The sequence below is a fragment of the Cardinium endosymbiont of Oedothorax gibbosus genome (assembly GCF_936981045.1).
Lineage (GTDB): Bacteria > Bacteroidota > Bacteroidia > Cytophagales > Amoebophilaceae > Cardinium.
In genome coordinates this window covers 84,135-100,463 of the sequence record NZ_OW441264.1, presented here as the reverse complement: position 1 = coordinate 100,463, position 16,329 = coordinate 84,135, and the positions used below count along the sequence as shown (strand labels likewise).

7 protein-coding genes, 3 rRNA genes and 1 pseudogene are annotated in these 16,329 nt (G+C 39.6%); 6 read left to right on the top strand and 5 right to left on the bottom strand.

All coding sequences use genetic code 11. The annotated features are described in order from the left end of the window. Position 1: 1 nt before the first annotated feature. Both ychF and NBW36_RS00435 read left to right on the top strand, forming a co-directional pair. Positions 2 to 1,099 carry a redox-regulated ATPase YchF gene (ychF, locus tag NBW36_RS00440; protein ID WP_250238379.1) on the top strand — a complete coding sequence of 366 codons (1,098 nt, stop codon included), beginning with the start codon at positions 2 to 4 and terminating at the stop codon, positions 1,097 to 1,099. Between the two features lie 569 nt (positions 1,100 to 1,668). After that, positions 1,669 to 2,022, top strand: a complete 354-nt coding sequence (locus NBW36_RS00435) for a CPBP family intramembrane glutamic endopeptidase (protein WP_338140494.1) — start codon at positions 1,669 to 1,671, stop codon at positions 2,020 to 2,022. Positions 2,023 to 2,102: 80 nt separating this feature from the next. Here NBW36_RS00435 and NBW36_RS00430 read toward each other — a convergent pair whose 3' ends face one another. Continuing rightward, positions 2,103 to 2,810 carry an IS6 family transposase gene (locus NBW36_RS00430; protein ID WP_250239027.1) on the bottom strand — a complete coding sequence of 236 codons (708 nt, stop codon included), beginning with the start codon at positions 2,808 to 2,810 and terminating at the stop codon, positions 2,103 to 2,105. Between the two features lie 82 nt (positions 2,811 to 2,892). Here NBW36_RS00430 and NBW36_RS00425 point away from each other — a divergent pair. Further along, positions 2,893 to 3,527: pseudogene (locus tag NBW36_RS00425) on the top strand (IS256 family transposase). 794 nt (positions 3,528 to 4,321) lie between these two features. On the opposite strand, the gene NBW36_RS00420 reads toward NBW36_RS00425, so the two are convergent. Then, the gene (locus tag NBW36_RS00420) at positions 4,322 to 4,576 is read right to left on the bottom strand and encodes a hypothetical protein (RefSeq protein ID WP_250238376.1); all 255 of its coding nucleotides are present in this window, start codon (positions 4,574 to 4,576) and stop codon (positions 4,322 to 4,324) included. A gap of 372 nt (positions 4,577 to 4,948) precedes the next feature. Beyond that, positions 4,949 to 6,474, bottom strand: a 16S ribosomal RNA gene (locus tag NBW36_RS00415). A gap of 914 nt (positions 6,475 to 7,388) precedes the next feature. Here NBW36_RS00415 and topA point away from each other — a divergent pair. From topA to tsaE, 3 genes are all read left to right on the top strand, one after another. Continuing rightward, positions 7,389 to 9,719 carry a type I DNA topoisomerase gene (topA, locus tag NBW36_RS00410; protein ID WP_250238375.1) on the top strand — a complete coding sequence of 777 codons (2,331 nt, stop codon included), beginning with the start codon at positions 7,389 to 7,391 and terminating at the stop codon, positions 9,717 to 9,719. 177 nt (positions 9,720 to 9,896) lie between these two features. Further along, complete coding sequence (locus tag NBW36_RS00405) at positions 9,897 to 11,996, top strand: MutS-related protein (RefSeq protein ID WP_250238374.1); 2,100 nt, start codon at positions 9,897 to 9,899, stop codon at positions 11,994 to 11,996. 12 nt (positions 11,997 to 12,008) lie between these two features. Next, positions 12,009 to 12,425 (top strand): tRNA (adenosine(37)-N6)-threonylcarbamoyltransferase complex ATPase subunit type 1 TsaE, encoded by a 417-nt coding sequence (gene tsaE, locus NBW36_RS00400; protein WP_250238373.1) that lies wholly within the window; start codon positions 12,009 to 12,011, stop codon positions 12,423 to 12,425. A gap of 58 nt (positions 12,426 to 12,483) precedes the next feature. Here the strand turns inward: tsaE and rrf are convergent. Continuing rightward, positions 12,484 to 12,595 (bottom strand): 5S ribosomal RNA (rrf, locus tag NBW36_RS00395). 92 nt (positions 12,596 to 12,687) lie between these two features. Next, positions 12,688 to 15,585: ribosomal RNA gene (locus tag NBW36_RS00390) — 23S ribosomal RNA — on the bottom strand. Positions 15,586 to 16,329: the final 744 nt, after the last annotated feature.

Here is a 16,329-nt window from a genome sequence, read left to right as displayed (position 1 = left end):
CATGGCTTTAAGATGTGGTCTTGTTGGCTTGCCTAATGTGGGTAAATCTATGCTATTTAATAGCTTATCAAAAGGAAATGTAGCTTCGGCTAACTTTCCTTTTTGTACTATAGAGCCTAATGTAGGTGTAGTAGCTGTACCAGATCCACGTATGGAACTACTTGTCACATGGGTGCATTCTAAAAATGCGATACCTGCTGCTATCGAGTTTGTAGATATAGCTGGGTTGGTCAAGGATGCCCATCAAGGAGAAGGATTGGGTAATAAATTCCTTAGCCATATTCGAGAAGTGGATGCTATTGTACATGTAATCAGGTGTTTTGAAGATGAAGATGTAGTACACGTAGCGGGCAGTGTAGATCCTGTGTTTGACAAACAAGTTATTGACCATGAGCTACGGTGTAAGGATATTGATACCTTAACCAAAAGATTGGACAAAATGGAAAAACTTGCTAAACATGGCGCTAAAGCACAACAACGGACTTACGAACTGTTGAACCTATTTTTAACAGAGCTAAAACAGGGCCGTGATGCACGCACCATCCAAGTAGAAGCAACTGACCAGCCATTGATAGATGGTTGGCAACTATTAACCTTAAAACCTGTTATTTACTTTGCTAATGCAGATGAGGCAACTATAGTTGGCAACATAAACCCTCACTTGGCTGCCTTGAAACAGGCTATTGCAGAAGACAATGGTAAGGTGATCATTGGCTCCACGGCACTAGAAATGCAACTAAATGCATTAAATAGCGATGACAAAGCGTTTTTCCTAAAAGAATACAACCTTATGGAATCTGCATTAGATAAGTTGATTCAATCCGCTTATTCCCTCCTTCGACTTATTACCTACTTTACGGTAGGGCCACAAGAAGTACGGGCATGGACCATTCAAAAAGGCACAAAAGCGCCTCAAGCGGCTGGCGTGATTCATACAGACTTTCAACGTGGATTTATTAAGGCAGAAGTTATTACTTTTGACGATTATAAGACCTATAAAAGTGAAAATGGTTGTCGTGAAGCGGGCAAGCTACGCATAGAAGGTAAAGATTACATAGTGCAAGATGGGGATGTAATGCTTTTTCGTTTTAATGTGTAGGTTCTACATTGCTTATATAAAATGCATGCCACCTATCTTTTTTTCATGTCCACCATAGTGGCGGCTTTATCTTGTAAACAAAGAAGGCCTACTTACCTGTTGATAATGACTACCAATTTAGTAGGGTGGTACCAGGGTGTAATCAACACTATTGGAATCTGTTTTTTAGTGCTATTTACTTCTATTAATTATATCTATTTGAACCTTCGACTCAACAAGTTAGTAAAGATTTTATTACGTATAATAATATATGCATTTATATTAGCAGCTGCGCTTCATTGTCTCCCAGGTTTTTCTAATATACTGGTTATCAATGAAATAAAATTATCAACCTTATCCATACCCGTTTCAATGTATGTAAACTTTGATCAACCTATGGTTATACTAATGGTTTATTGTATGAGTGATCTATATTTTTTAGAAAAAAAAATAATCTAAGTTGTCAACAGTTCATAAAGCATACCGTTATTCCCTATGTATGGTCTATTCCATTAGTGTTTATTCCTGCATATATAAATGGCCATATATTATTTGAACCTCATCTGCCCAATATAGTATTGACGTGGGCAATGCATAATTTCTTTTTAGTCTGCATGGAGGAAGAAATAATTTTTCGTGGCTTCTTGCAAAACGCGTTACAAAATGCTTTAAAGAACTACACCAGTAAAAACGAGTTATGGGCCATTATAATCACTTCTTCAGTATTTGGTATGGTGCATTTTCAGGGAGGGCTTACCTATATTGGGCTTGCAACTATTGCTAGTGTCTGTTACGGATATACCTATTATAAAACAGGTAAAATATTATGCTCGATGATCGTTCATTTTGGGCTAAACTTACTGCACCTATTACTATTTACATACCCTATGGCAATTGGTTCTGCCGCGTCTATATTTTCGTCAGCTGTAGTAGTCAAGATTTAATCTGACAGGCAGTAAAAATGGTTCTGTCGCGTCTATAGTTTTCTTAGTATAGGTTTTTCGTTTAAGTCAAATTTTGGATATTATGCGGCCATTAAGATAGCAAAGTTCTCAAAAGTAGAAAGATGATTTTTAGCTCCTCTTACTTGTCCTTTTTGAATCATACGAATGTTTTCTATCCCTGAAATAGTAATGGAAGCAGAATAAAAATTCTTAAAACCCAGCATAGGTTTTATCCGTTTTTTGATAAACCTATGATCTTGTTCAACTCTATTATTCAAATATTTGTTTTGCAATATTTGAATGGTATGATCTTGATCAAGATCTGTATTGATCGCATCAAGGGCAGCTTTATTACTACCGCTTTTGTCAATTACTACTTTCTTAGGAATATTATTTTCTGTGATCGCCTTGCGAAAAAAAGAAAGCGTTGAAGACTTGTCTCTATGATCAGATAGAAAAAAGTCAACTGTATCACCATAACGATCTACTGCTCTATATAAATAGATCCACTTCCCGTTTAGTTTAACATAGGTTTCATCCATTCTCCAACTACTACCAACTGGTCGTTTTCTTTTTCTTACTGCTTTATCTATCAGAGGAACAAACTTAATAACCCATCTCTGTAGCGTAGAATGATCAACTCTTGCGCCTCTCATACGCATCATCTCTTCCAAATCTCTATAGCTCAAGGAAAAACGACACTTCATGTACACAAATAACAGGATGACTTCTGATGAAGAACAATAACCTTTAAAATATGGTAATAACTCAGGAGAAATATTAAACATAATAACTACTTTTTTAAATACCGATACTAAAATAATCATTTTTTAGAATAAACGCGACAGAACCGTCTATGTTGCTTTAGGTATAGATAGATCTGGCATAAAGGATGTTTTAGGGCTTTGGATGAGTGAAAATGAAGGGGCTAAATTTTGGTTAGGCAATTTAACAGAACTCAAAAATCGGGGTATGAACGATATGCTCATTGCATGTACAGATAATTTGTCAGGCATGTCTGAGGCCATTGCTGCTGTATACCCAAAAACAGAACATCAGCTCTGTATTGTTCATGCAATTAGGGGTAGTTTGCAGTATGTTTCTTATAAACATAGAAAGGTATTAGTTGCTGATTTAAAACCAATTTATACAGCAGTTACCGAGCAAGAAGCATTGATGGCCTTAGAAGCTTTTGCTACTAAGTGGAATCAACAATACCCACAAATAGCCCAATCTTGGTATGCTAACTGGGATAATCTGATGGTATTTTTACAGTACCCTAATGCCATACGTAAGGTCATTTACACAACAAATGTTTGGAATCTGTAAATAGCCAATTTCGTAGAGTTACCAAAAATAAAAAAGTGTTCCCTAACGATCTAGCTGTTTTTAAAACATTATATCTAACTATTAACTACATGACTAGAAAATGGACCACCTCTATTCATAACTGGAGCGAGACTATGGCACATTTTTTAATTAAATTTGAAAACAGAATTGAATAGAACCAAAAAAATAATTTACACACTTAAGTGGACAGAGCCATCTAGTATAGTATAATGCTGTATTTCAAAATTTTTTGGATTGTTTCGATAATAATTATAAATTAATATTGTTGCTTTTTATACAATGCTTTATTATTCTTTTGTCTATGATATCATTTAAAACAGGTTTTGCCATTGCCATAGCACTATACATGATTGCAATGAACTATTTGTTGTTTCATTACGTACGAGACAAGTACTTTCGTAAGTAGGTAAAAATTAAGGCAGGGTTGGTAATTATATGGCTTTGTGCTAGTACTAGATACTAGTTCTTTAGATCTATCCGTTCAACGAACGGTAGAGGTTTAAGGAAGTTATTCATGGCCATTGCAGGGTAACGCTACGAAAAAAGCGCTCCTTATAAAGGGTATCCTTGATTCAATGACCACACTGCCTAAAAAACAGAAAAACCGTCCCTTGTAAAAAGTTACTGAAAGCACACGGGGGAAAACAGAAGGTATCTGTTCAGGCTAGTAGTAAAAAAAGAATTTTTTGCACACCTTTTTCTTAATAAAAAAGGTGTGCAAAAAATCAAAACCTTACAGCTGGAAGAACAGAACTTGCCCGCTGCGCGGGCTTCAAGCATGCTGTCTTTCTGATCAACCGTAAAGTCTGCTTGCTCACCGCAACTTTTTACAAGGGACGGTTTTTCTGTTTTTTCATAACATTGCCACAATACTAAAAGGGCACACATAGCTACACTGCAATGATCATTGATATTTTTCCTTGAGGGTACTGTCTTAACGAATACAATTTTATTTCGGAAAAGGGCAACTTACTGCACTCCGTTCGTATACGCTTTCAACATTAGTTTTAAGCCATTTACCTTCTTTTAGGAAATTAGGTGCAACAGCATCCATACGCTTTAGCTCCTTAAATGAAAAAAACCTAAAATATTGAACGCTACCATCTTTGTCTGACCAATCTTTAGGGATAATATCAGACTTGATGCTGGCTGTAAAATACACCTCTACTTTGTGTGGGTAATTTTTACTACTGGCGTAGACCAAAAATGCCCATCATTACTTACTAAAAGGAGCTTACCTTCTTGTACGATCAACGCCCTAAGCGTTAAGCGTAACGTATACTTTTGTATAATGCATGCTTTGATGGTTATCCTTCTAGATAAAAATAACCTTCATTATTGAAAATGAAATTATTATCTATTATATCCATCTAAACATATGGAATATTGGTTTAAACTTTCTGTTGTAGCTAATTTTAGGTTAATTAAAAACATAGCCATATTTATTACCTAGCTTTCAACTACTAGAATAAAAATAGAAAGATAAAAAGGCACAAGATATTAAAAACCTTTAAAGAGCGCGCAAACAACATTTAAAACAAATGCGGTAAGAAGAGAGGGATAGCACTCACTCTATAAAAGAGATATTCCAGCCACACCTTCCGGTACGACTACCTTGTTACAACTTAGCCCCAGTCGCTGGTCTAACACTAAACAGCTCCTTTTACGGCCACTGTCTTCAAGCTCTACCAACTCCCATGGCTTGATGGGCGGTGTGTACAAGGTCCGAGAACGTATTCACCGCGTCATTGCTGATACGCGATTACTAGCGATTCCAACTTGATGAGGTCGAATTGCAGACCTCAATCCGAACTGAGACATGCTTTGAAGATTTGCATCTTGTTACCAAGTAGCTTCCCTTTGTACATGCCATTGTAGTACGTGTGTAGCCCTGGGCAATAAAGGCCATGATGACTTGACCTCATCCTCTCCTTCCTCCCGCTTACACGGGCAGTCTACTTAAAGTCCCCACCACTACGTGCTGGCAATTAAGTAAAAGGGTTTCGCTCGTTATAGGACTTAACCCAACACCTCACGGCACGAGCTGACGACAGCCATGCAGCACCTTGTATTCCGTCCCGAAGGAACCCTCAATTTCTCAAGGCAGCAAAATACATTCTAGCCCAGGTAAGGTTTCTCGCGTATTATCGAATTAAACCACATACTCCACCGCTTGTGCGGACCCCCGTCAATTCCTTTGAGTTTCACCCTTGCGAGTATACTTCCCAGGTGGATCACTTAACGCTTTCGCTTAGACACACATGAAGCATCATGTATATCGAGTGATCATCGTTTACGGCGTGGACTACCAGGGTATCTAATCCTGTTTGCTCCCCACGCTTTCGTGCCTCAGCGTCAGTTAAAGACCAGTAAGCTGCCTACGCTATCGGTATTCCTTATGATATCTAAGCATTTCACTACTACACCATAAATTCTACTTACCTCTTCTTAACTCAAGCCTAATAGTATCAATCGCAGTTCTAGCGTTAAGCACCAGGATTTCACAACTGACTTAATAAGCCGCCTACGCACCCTTTAAACCCAATAAAACCGGATAACGCTTGCACCTCCCGTATTACCGCGGCTGCTGGCACGGAATTAGCCGGTGCTTATTCTTACAGTACGCTCAAGAATCCCCGCAGGGATTTTTTTGCTCCTGTACAAAAGCAGTTTACAACTCAGAGAACCTTCATCCTGCACGCGGCATGGCTGGTTCAGGCTTGCGCCCATTGACCAATATTCCCTACTGCTGCCTCCCGTAGGAGTCTGGCCCGTATCTCAGTGCCAGTGTGGGGGACCTTCCACTAAGAACCCCTACCCATCGTAGCCTTGGTGAGCCATTACCTCGCCAACTAGCTAATAGGACGCACGCTCATTTTACACCGCCGGAGCTTTCATCTTTTTAGCATGCGCTAATAAGATTATATGGGGTATTAATTCCCGTTTCCGGAGGCTATCCCCCAGTGTAAAGTAGATTGCATGCGCATTACGCACCCGTCCGCCGGTCGCCGGCAACACTGAAGTGTCCCGCTGCCCCTCGACTTGCATGTATGAGGCCTGCCGCTAGCGTTCATCCTGAGCCAGGATCAAACTCTCCTTTTTATTATTTATTAACGTTATCCCTAATCATAAAACTAGGAATGATTTTTCTTGAGTCACACACTTCCCTCTCACTCATACTTAATGAGCTTCTTACCTACATCCATTTCAAAGAACTAAAGCTAAACCAGAACCAGCTTGTTTACCTTCTACTTGGCTACTAACTCATCCTGATCAACTCTGGTACAAAGGTACATACTTTTTTATAATTTGCAATACATTTATCAGAAATAAAGAAGGAAAAACCTTCTTTATTTTATAAACTATTTAATAATCAGATGATTAAATTTTATATATTTTAACGCAAACGTGCAAAAAGCACTTTATGGATGGTGGGTATGCCCCACCGCTGATGGCCTTCGATAAAACATTTGGCACGTAGTAAAATTATTATAAACCAATCTATTGTCCAGCGGGAAAATCATACACTCAGCCCGCTGCGCGGGTTGAAACAAAGGAATGCTAGGTTGATGGATAAACCGTGTGCGTGCATCCGTTGCAAATGGCATTTGAGCGCTTCAAGCAAAGTTATTTTTTGAAAATTAAATAAATTAACATACACTAACTAACAGTTTAGTATCCAGCTGAAGTAGTCGGAAATGTTGAACCTTAGAGTTGAGTAGCTATCATCTAAATGGTTAGGGGGTATGAAATATGAAAATAGTGCGCGCATTACAATCATTTCTAGGGTTTTAGTAGACTGATTATATGAAACATTGTAACTTACTTAGGAGGCATGATATGCTATAATCAAACAACCATTTGTAAATTGAGATGAAACTAAACCCATAAGATAACACAATAGGGTGAAGCGAAAGCGATGCTTAAGATAAGTTAGCATTTTCCTAAGCTTTATATTATGTGGTCTGGCATCATGCTATTATATAGTACTATTTTTTATTACAACAAACATTGGTATGGCAAAAAATCTAGTTATTGTTGAGTCACCTGCAAAAGCCAAAACGATCGAACGTTACCTAGGCAGTAACTATCAAGTAGCTTCCTCAAATGGTCATATTAGAGACCTTATGAAGGGCAATAATGCTATTAACATTGAGCAAGGGTTTTTGCCTAGTTATGAAATCAGCCCTGGAAAGGAAAGGGTAGTACAGTACCTTAAAAAGTTGGCCCATAGCTCTGATTGTGTCTATTTAGCTAGTGATGATGACCGAGAAGGAGAATCTATTTCGTGGCATTTAAAAGAAGCGCTGAAGTTAAAGGATGAAAAGGTGCAACGCATTGTTTTTAGAGAAGTTACTAAAATGGCTGTATTAAACGCATTCAAGCAGCCGCGTACCATCGACTTAGCTTTAGTTGACTCACAGCAAGCCAGGCGTGTTTTAGACAGATTAGTAGGCTATGATTTATCGCCATTATTGTGGAAAAAGATTAAACCAGGCCTTTCTGCAGGCCGTGTACAATCTGTTGCGGTAAGGATGGTCGTAGAGCGAGAAAGAGCGATTGATCGCTTTGTTGCAACTTCTAACTTTGCGGTGGCTGCTTTTTTTATTCTACCGACGGGACAATTATTGAAAGCAGATGGTGGAGAGAAGTTTAAAACGGAGGAAGAAGCTTTTGCATTTTTAGAAAAATGCAAAGGAGCAATCTTCTCCATTAAAGCATTGGATACGAAAGCATTAAAACGATCTCCCTCTCCTCCTTTTACAACCTCTACTTTACAGCAAGAGGCTAGTAGAAAGCTTGGCTATTCTGTCAACCGTACGATGGTACTGGCTCAACAGCTCTATGAAACAGGTAAAATTTCTTATATGAGGACAGACTCTGTAAATCTTTCACAAGAGGCCATACAAAATATATCGGAAATGGTCTCCACAACCTATGGAGCTGCCTATTTCCAGGCTAGAAGTTATACGACTAAATCATCCACTGCACAAGAAGCTCATGAAGCGATACGACCTACTGATTTTTCACTAAAAGTAGCCAGTAGCCGTAAAGATGAACAACGGCTATATGAACTCATTTGGTGTAGGGCTATGGCTGCTCAGATGGCTGATGCACAAATAGAAAAAACCATAGCAACCATTCAAATCTCTACTACAGACCAACCACTGATCGCAACAGGAGAAGTATTGAAATTTGAAGGCTTTCTAAAGGCATACATACGCGACCAAGTGAATGAAGAAGCGTCAGATGATGCCAAAACGATGTTGCCATCACTCCATATAGGCCAGGAACTTTGCTTAGAGAAAATGTTGGCCAGAGAACGATTCACTAATCCGCCTGCTCGGTATACTGAGGCCACTTTGGTTAGAGATTTAGAAGAAAAGGAAATTGGACGTCCATCTACCTATGCACCCATTATTGCCACTATTCAGAAAAGAGGGTATATTAAGATGGAGTCTCGTGAAGGCTTTCTACGCGCCTATAGGTTATTAACACTACAAAATAACCTGATTCATAAAGAAAAACTAACTGAAATCGTTCGCACAGAGAAACAAAAGCTTTTTCCCACCGATATGGCTGCGGTGGTCAATGACTTTTTGGTCAAACACTTTTCTGATATAACCGACTATAATTTTACCGCACATGTGGAAAAAGAGCTGGATAAAATTGCACAAGGTACTAAAATTTGGAATCAGATGTTAAGTGAATTCTATAGCGGCTTTTATCCTAAAGTTCAAGCTACGGCTGGTATAGACCGCTCTATGGTAAAATATACTAGACTTTTAGGAAAAGATCCAGTAACCCATGCTTCCGTAATGGTTCGATTAGGTAAATATGGTCCATTGGTTCAGTTAGGCATCGAAGCAGATGGCCATGAGGAAGCGCCTCGTTTTGCAGGACTACGGGCCAATCAGCGTATGGAAACGATTACGTTAGAAGAGGCCTTAGAACTTTTTAAACTACCACGTGTAGTGGGGACATTTGAAACGCTGCCACTGATGATCAACATAGGTAGATTTGGTCCCTACATTAAACATGGTTCCCTATTCTATTCCATACCCAAAACGGATGATCCATTTGCAATTAATGAACAGGGAGCCATAGCCATTATTGAAGCCAAACGGAAAGCAGATGCTGAAAAGCTGATCAAAACTTTCGCTGAAGCACCCACCATACAAATTTTAAACGGGAAATGGGGGGCCTATATTAAAAATGGTAAAAACCATACCCGTATTCCTAAAGACATTGCAGATCCTAGGTTACTCAGTTTCGAGGAATGTTTAAACATTTTGGGAAACAATACAAAATCAAAAAAAAGTAAAAAAAGCACTATGGCTTGCTGATAAAGCAGTGATTTTACTTTTATAATACATAAAACATTATATTAGGGTGTGTAGCAAAGAAAGCAAATTTAAAGTTGTTCAGCAACTCCAACAATACGTTTTATTTTTACCCACTATGAGACGCAATAGCAACTATATAAGAAGCATTATATTTATTTCACCTTATCGTTAAGTATTATGAGTAGCAACTGGGCATTTGCCCATCCAAAAGGAGGTCATGAATCGACTGCTGAAAAAATTTCAAGTTACTACCTAAGGTCTTTCCCCATTGGCTCGCGCGCTTCTACGTTATTGCCTTCAAAGATCAATCAGCAGACCCTTCTACAAATGGATAAAATAAAACTAGCTGAAAGTACGCAACGTAAAGTAGTACTACGTACGATATTTTCTGACATTGATGCCAGCATTCCGTCAGAACGTGGTGCTATATTGAACGATAATGTGTGGGTAGATTTGATGCTGTTTTGTGGTGGATCGAGTAATCCAACGCATCACTTCCTGTCACGCATTAACCGGACCGCTACTGTATTAGGTGAGTATGCGTTGGCTACACTCTTAGTAACCCCAACCAGCGATATTGCGACACTATCCAACCGTCAGCGCACTTTACAGGTATTATTGGAACACCCAACTTGGTTAGCAACTTTAAAGCAATCTTTAGAAGCCTACCGAAATGTAGAGAATAGTTTACTTTCTTCATGGACCCATACGGACCCACTTTATACCCATATATATAGAAGCTACGTGAATCAACGTTTCCTTTCATCCAATGCTGCTACAAATAAAATAGCTAATAAGCTTAAAGTTCGGATTCTCTTTAGAAACCTTCGAGACATATATGGAGAGTTTGTTGCACTCCCCATATTAGGTCTATTTTACTGCGAAGCCACTGCATGGATGGTTTCTATTACAAAAGGAGGTTATATTGAACGTGATAGACAAGCTACTTATGGTTCTTTTCCCTTATTTGTGCCCATTGTGTCCATCGGATGTGTTGTGGATAATTATAATCGTGCCGATGGAAAGCCATTGCTTTTACCCTTTTTAGGTGTGGCGGCTACGCATGCAGCGGCTATATGGAGAAGTTATCGTGGGATAAAAAGTTATCAAGAATACAGTGCTGTTGTTCACAATTTGGCCAACCGTATGCGAGATGTCCAAGTTTTTATGAAAATCATCCAACAGTTAAGTGCTATTATAGCAGGCCATCAAGCTTTAGAAGCCAATTACGGCTCCTCCTTGAAAGCGATAAGAGCCCTATTGGAAAAGCGTAAAGAATCGACAGAAATAGGAGTTATGGTAAGGAATCTTTTGGATATGAACCTTGCTAATTGGTCCTATATTCGTAGCAATAATGGCAAGTTATTGGCTACGTATAACCTGTTTATAGAACATAAAGATTGTTTAAAGGCTGCTATGTATGAATTGGGTCAATTAGACAGCTTTATAGGTATAGCTACTTTGGTACAGGAGGCACAAAAAGCTTTTCCAGCACACTGTTATACTTTCACTAAGTTCTTAGATCATTCTAAACAAAGCACACCATGCATAGAGTTAGAAGCTATGTGGCATCCAATGCTAAATCCTGCAACCGTTGTAGACAATGATGTAGACCTAGATGCGCATAAGACCCGCAACATGATCCTCTGTGGACCGAATGCAGGTGGAAAATCCTCTTACATTTGTGGTGTAGCCAGTAGTATCTTGCTTAGCCAAACATTTGGGATTTCGGCTACCAAAAATTCGGTTATGACCCCTTTTAATAAAATCAATACCTATATAGACCTCAAGGGCGATATTACATGTGGTGCTTCCCTCTTTATGGTAGAGGTAGCACGCATGCAACAGTATATGCATATGCTTGAGCAGTCTAAACCGGATGAATTTATTTTTACCATTGCCGATGAACCCTTTGCCCGTACCAATCCAGTTGAAGCTAGTACAGCAGCTTATAGTATACTCGCTTCTATATCTAAATACAGTAATACACTGCATATTGTTTTCACCCATTATCCCATTTTAATGAATCTAACCAATAAATTTAAGGAAAGAGGCATTAAAAATTTTAAGGTTTTTATAGATGAAAAACCTGATCAAAAGCTACATTACACTTATAAAGTTGTATCAGGTAAGACCGACCAAGCCATTGCTTTAAAAATACTTGCCCAGGAAGGGTATGATGCACCATTACTGGAACAAGCAAAAGCTATTGTTCAAAATCCCCAAAAGTGGCCTTTATGGAAGTACCTTCAAAATAAGAACAAAAAGAAGAGTTAATATAGTAACTGTATGATCTTAAAAAGTTCTTGGGGAGAACTCAAGGATATAGCTTACCGATTGTTAAACTATGCTGGTGATCATAGAATATGGCTACTAGAGGGTCCTATGGGATCTGGTAAAACCACCTTGATTAAAGAGCTTTGTGGGGCGCTGCAAACAGTTCATATCGTCAATAGTCCTACTTTTTCAATTATTAATGAATATGAAACGATAAACCATAGCCTTATTTACCATTTTGACTGCTACCGGCTGGGTCATGTAGATGAAGCGATTGCGTTAGATTTTGAAAGTTATTTCGCCTCTGGCTGCTATTGTTTTATAGAATGGGCCTCAAAAATTGAGGCGATTTTGCCTCTACATTATTTCTTGATTACTATAGAAGTAGAAACATCTACCAGTAGAAATTTGATTTGTAGACGTTATTAATTACTATTATCTTGCAATGCCATGCAATGACCCATCACTGGATGGAACAAAAAATGAAAGATGGCAACTACCTACTCTCCCGCGTATTATCGAAGTACCATCGGCGCTACTGGGCTTAACTGCTCTGTTCGGAATGGGAAGAGGTGCACACCAGCGCTTTCGTCACCTTTATTTTTAATCTTTTAACCTTATGGCCTTCTATACGACCATATATTATCCCAAAGGAAGTAATTGACTACTGTAAAAGCAAAACCAAGAAAAAAGCAAGAAACATTCGGGTAATTAGTATTGCTCAGCTTTGCCATTTCTGACTTTACACCTGCAACCTATCAAGGTCATCATCTTTAACCACCCTTATTGAAGTCTCATCTTGAGGCGAGTTTCGTGCTTAGATGCTTTCAGCACTTATCTCTTATAAACGTAACTACTCAGCAGTGCAACTGACGTCACAACTGATACACCAGAGGTTTACCCAACCCGGTCCTCTCGTACTAAGGTCAGCCCCTCTCAAACTTCTAACGCCCGCAATAGATAGAAACCGAACTGTCTCACGACGTTCTGAACCCAGCTCGCGTGCCACTTTAATGGGCGAACAGCCCAACCCTTGGAACGTGCTTCAGCTCCAGGTTGTGACGAGCCGACATCGAGGTGCCAAACCTCCCCGTCGATATGAGCTCTTGGGGGAGATCAGCCTGTTATCCCCAGAGTACCTTTTATCCTTTTAGCGATGGCCCTTCCATTCGGAACCACCGGATCACTATATCCGTCTTTCGACTCTGCTCGACTTGTTTGTCTCACAGTCAAGCACCCTTATGCTATTGCACTCTACGTACGATTACCATCCGTACTGAGGGTACCTTTGAAAGCCTCCGTTACTTTTTAGGAGGCGACCGTCCCAGTCAAACTACCCACCAAACAATGTCTCCTTCTTCAGAAGGATTAGACAACACATAGATAAAGGGTGGTATTTCAACGACGACTACTTGCGTAGTCTCCCACCTATCCTACACATTACCCACATATTATCAATGTTAAGCTATAGTAAAGGTTCATGGGGTCTTTTCGTCCCATTGCGGGTAGGCGGTATCTTCACCGCCACTCCAATTTCACCGAGCTCGTGGCTGAGACAGCGCCCAGATCGTTACACCATTCGTGCAGGTCGGAACTTACCCGACAAGGAATTTCGCTACCTTAGGACCGTCAAGGTTACGGCCGCCGTTTACTGGGGCTTCTATTCAGAGCTTTAATCTTACGACTTAACTCCTCTTATTAACCTTCCAGCACCGGGCAGGTATCAGACCTTATACTTCATCTTTCGATTTTGCAAAGTCCTGTGTTTTTGGTAAACAGTCGCCTGGGCCTTTTCACTGCGGCCTATTGACCCTCTTAGGAGGATCAATGAGGCACCCTTTCTCCCGAAGTTACAGGGCTATTTTGCCGAGTTCCTTGGCCACGAATCACTCGAACACCTTAGGATATTCTCCTCGACTACCTGTGTTGGTTTGCGGTACGGTTAGCTAGCACCTAACAATTAGAGGCTTTTCTTGGAAGTATGATTAGGGTCATTATCTACGCCCCCGAAGGATTGTAGTACTATCACCTTCGACAGGTATGGTGGATTTGCCTGCCATACCTATATCTACGGGCTTCAACCTCCTAAATTCGTCAGAAGGCAAACCTTTCACTCCTTCGTCCCCCCTTCTCTATTGCTAACTAGTATCGGAATATTAACCGATCTTCCATCGCTTACGCCGTTCGGCTTCAGCTTAGGGCCCGACTAACCCATGGATGACAACCATCGCCATGGAAACCTTAGTCTTACGGTGTAATGGTTTCTCACCATTATTTTGGTTACTCATGCCTACATTTTCTTTTCTAATCAATCCACCAAGCATCACTACTTAGCTTCAACTTTATTAGAATGCTCTCCTACCCCTTGCTACCTAAAGCAGCAAGGCCATAGCTTCGGTAATATACTTAATGCCCGTTCATCATCGACGCTTTGTCGCTCGATCAGTGAGCTGTTACGCACTCTTCAAATGAATGGCTGCTTCCAAGCCAACATCCTGACTGTCTAAGCAACTAAACCTTCTTAGTTCAACTTAGTATATATTTGGGGACCTTAGCCGATGGTCTGGGTTCTTTCCCTCTCGGATTAGGACCTTAACGCCCTAACCCTCACTCCTAAGTAAAACTGATAGTATTCGGAGTTCGTCTGGACACGGTAGGTTACCCCCCTAGTCCTATCGGTAGCTCTACCCCTATCAGTATAAACTTAAGGCTGTTCCTAAAAACATTTCGGAGAGTACGAGCTATCTGCCGGTTTGATTAGCCTTTCACTCCTACCCACAGCTCATCCAAGGACGTTACAATATCCACTGGTTCGGTCCTCCACGTTGTTTTACCAACGCTTCAACCTGGCCATGGGTAGATCACCGGCTTTCGCGTCTAACTCCTCTGACTAAAGCGCCCTATTCAGACTCGCTTTCGCTTCGGCTTTTCCTTTCAAAAGGATTTACCTTGCCAGAAAAGATTAACTCGTAGGCTCATTATACAAAAGGCACGCCGTCATTTTATAAACAAAACTCCGACTGCTTGTAAGCGTATGGTTTCAGAAACTATTTCACTCCGTTATTCACGGTACTTTTCACCTTTCCCTCACGGTACTTGTTCACTATCGGTCTCTTAGGAGTATTTAGCCTTACCGGATGGTGCCGGCAAATTCAGTCAGCCTTTCACCGGAACTGACCTACTCAGGATACTAACCAAATGCATACCAACTACCTTGACAGGGCTTTCACCTTCTATGGCTTACTTTTCCAAAGTAATTTAAGTTCTTGATATCAATTGTATTGTTAGTCCTACAACCCCATAACAGCCGAAACTGCTATGGTTTGGGCTAATCCACGTTCGCTCACCACTACTTATGGAATCACTATTTGTTTTCTCTTCCTCTGGGTACTTAGATGTTTCAGTTCCCCAGGTTTGCCTCTCTTATTTTATACCAAAGAGATACTCTACATAGGTAGAGTGGGTTGCCCCATTCAGAAATTTGCGGATCAAATCGTACAACCAATCCCCGCAACTTATCGCAGTTTATCACGTCTTTCATCGCCTCTAAGAGCCAAGGCATCCCCCATACGCCCTTAATTATTTCTTACTCACTCTTGAAATGGAAACAGGCTGAATCCTAAAAAAGGAATGCGCCTACCCTATTTTGCTTTTACAATAAGTCAAAGAACATCTTTCGAAACCTAACGCAGTTTGATGTAGCGCTTTTGTACCTTGATTTTAGTACTTGCAACACTTTGATCTTTTCTACGCCAAATCGTACTACAAAGGTATAACTTTTTTTTTTAACCGCAAATATTTTTTCAAATATAATGATCTATTTTTTGCCTCATACCGCTTTTTCAACCTTACCCCATCTATTTTTGAAAGTAATCGGCCAAAGGAATGTGTATCTGACTTTCTGCTTGATCAAAAATTAGGAAAAACATCAAGCCCTGATGCAAAAAGTTGCTGTAAATGTATGCTTAAAGATGACTAATCAGCATCCACCTGCCAATTTAACCAAGCTTATTTTCTAATCATCTTTAAGGGCACACTTCCTAATCACATGAGTTCGGGATTTGTTTGACTGATTTACAACAATTTAATATCAATTATTTAGTTAATATTTACACCTATTTAATAAGTTTTTATATCTAATTTTATAAATATAATATATATAATAAACTGATTATCAGAATTATTTTTTATTCAACTACCTATTTAACTGTCTATAAAACAAATTTTATAAATTTTTATTAATATTGATTATCAAATGAAAAAATAATCTAATCCCGAACTCACGTTAATCGCAACGTATTTTCAAAGCAAAGATGTAGAGATGAAGCGCATA

Coding starts and splice junctions, on each gene's coding strand:
- ychF (WP_250238379.1), top strand. CDS start 2: ATGGCTTTAAGATGTGGTCTTGTTGGCTTGCCTAATGTGGGTAAATCT.
- NBW36_RS00435 (WP_338140494.1), top strand. CDS start 1,669: ATGCATAATTTCTTTTTAGTCTGCATGGAGGAAGAAATAATTTTTCGT.
- NBW36_RS00430 (WP_250239027.1), bottom strand. CDS start 2,810: ATGTTTAATATTTCTCCTGAGTTATTACCATATTTTAAAGGTTATTGT.
- topA (WP_250238375.1), top strand. CDS start 7,389: ATGGCAAAAAATCTAGTTATTGTTGAGTCACCTGCAAAAGCCAAAACG.
- NBW36_RS00405 (WP_250238374.1), top strand. CDS start 9,897: ATGAGTAGCAACTGGGCATTTGCCCATCCAAAAGGAGGTCATGAATCG.
- tsaE (WP_250238373.1), top strand. CDS start 12,009: ATGATCTTAAAAAGTTCTTGGGGAGAACTCAAGGATATAGCTTACCGA.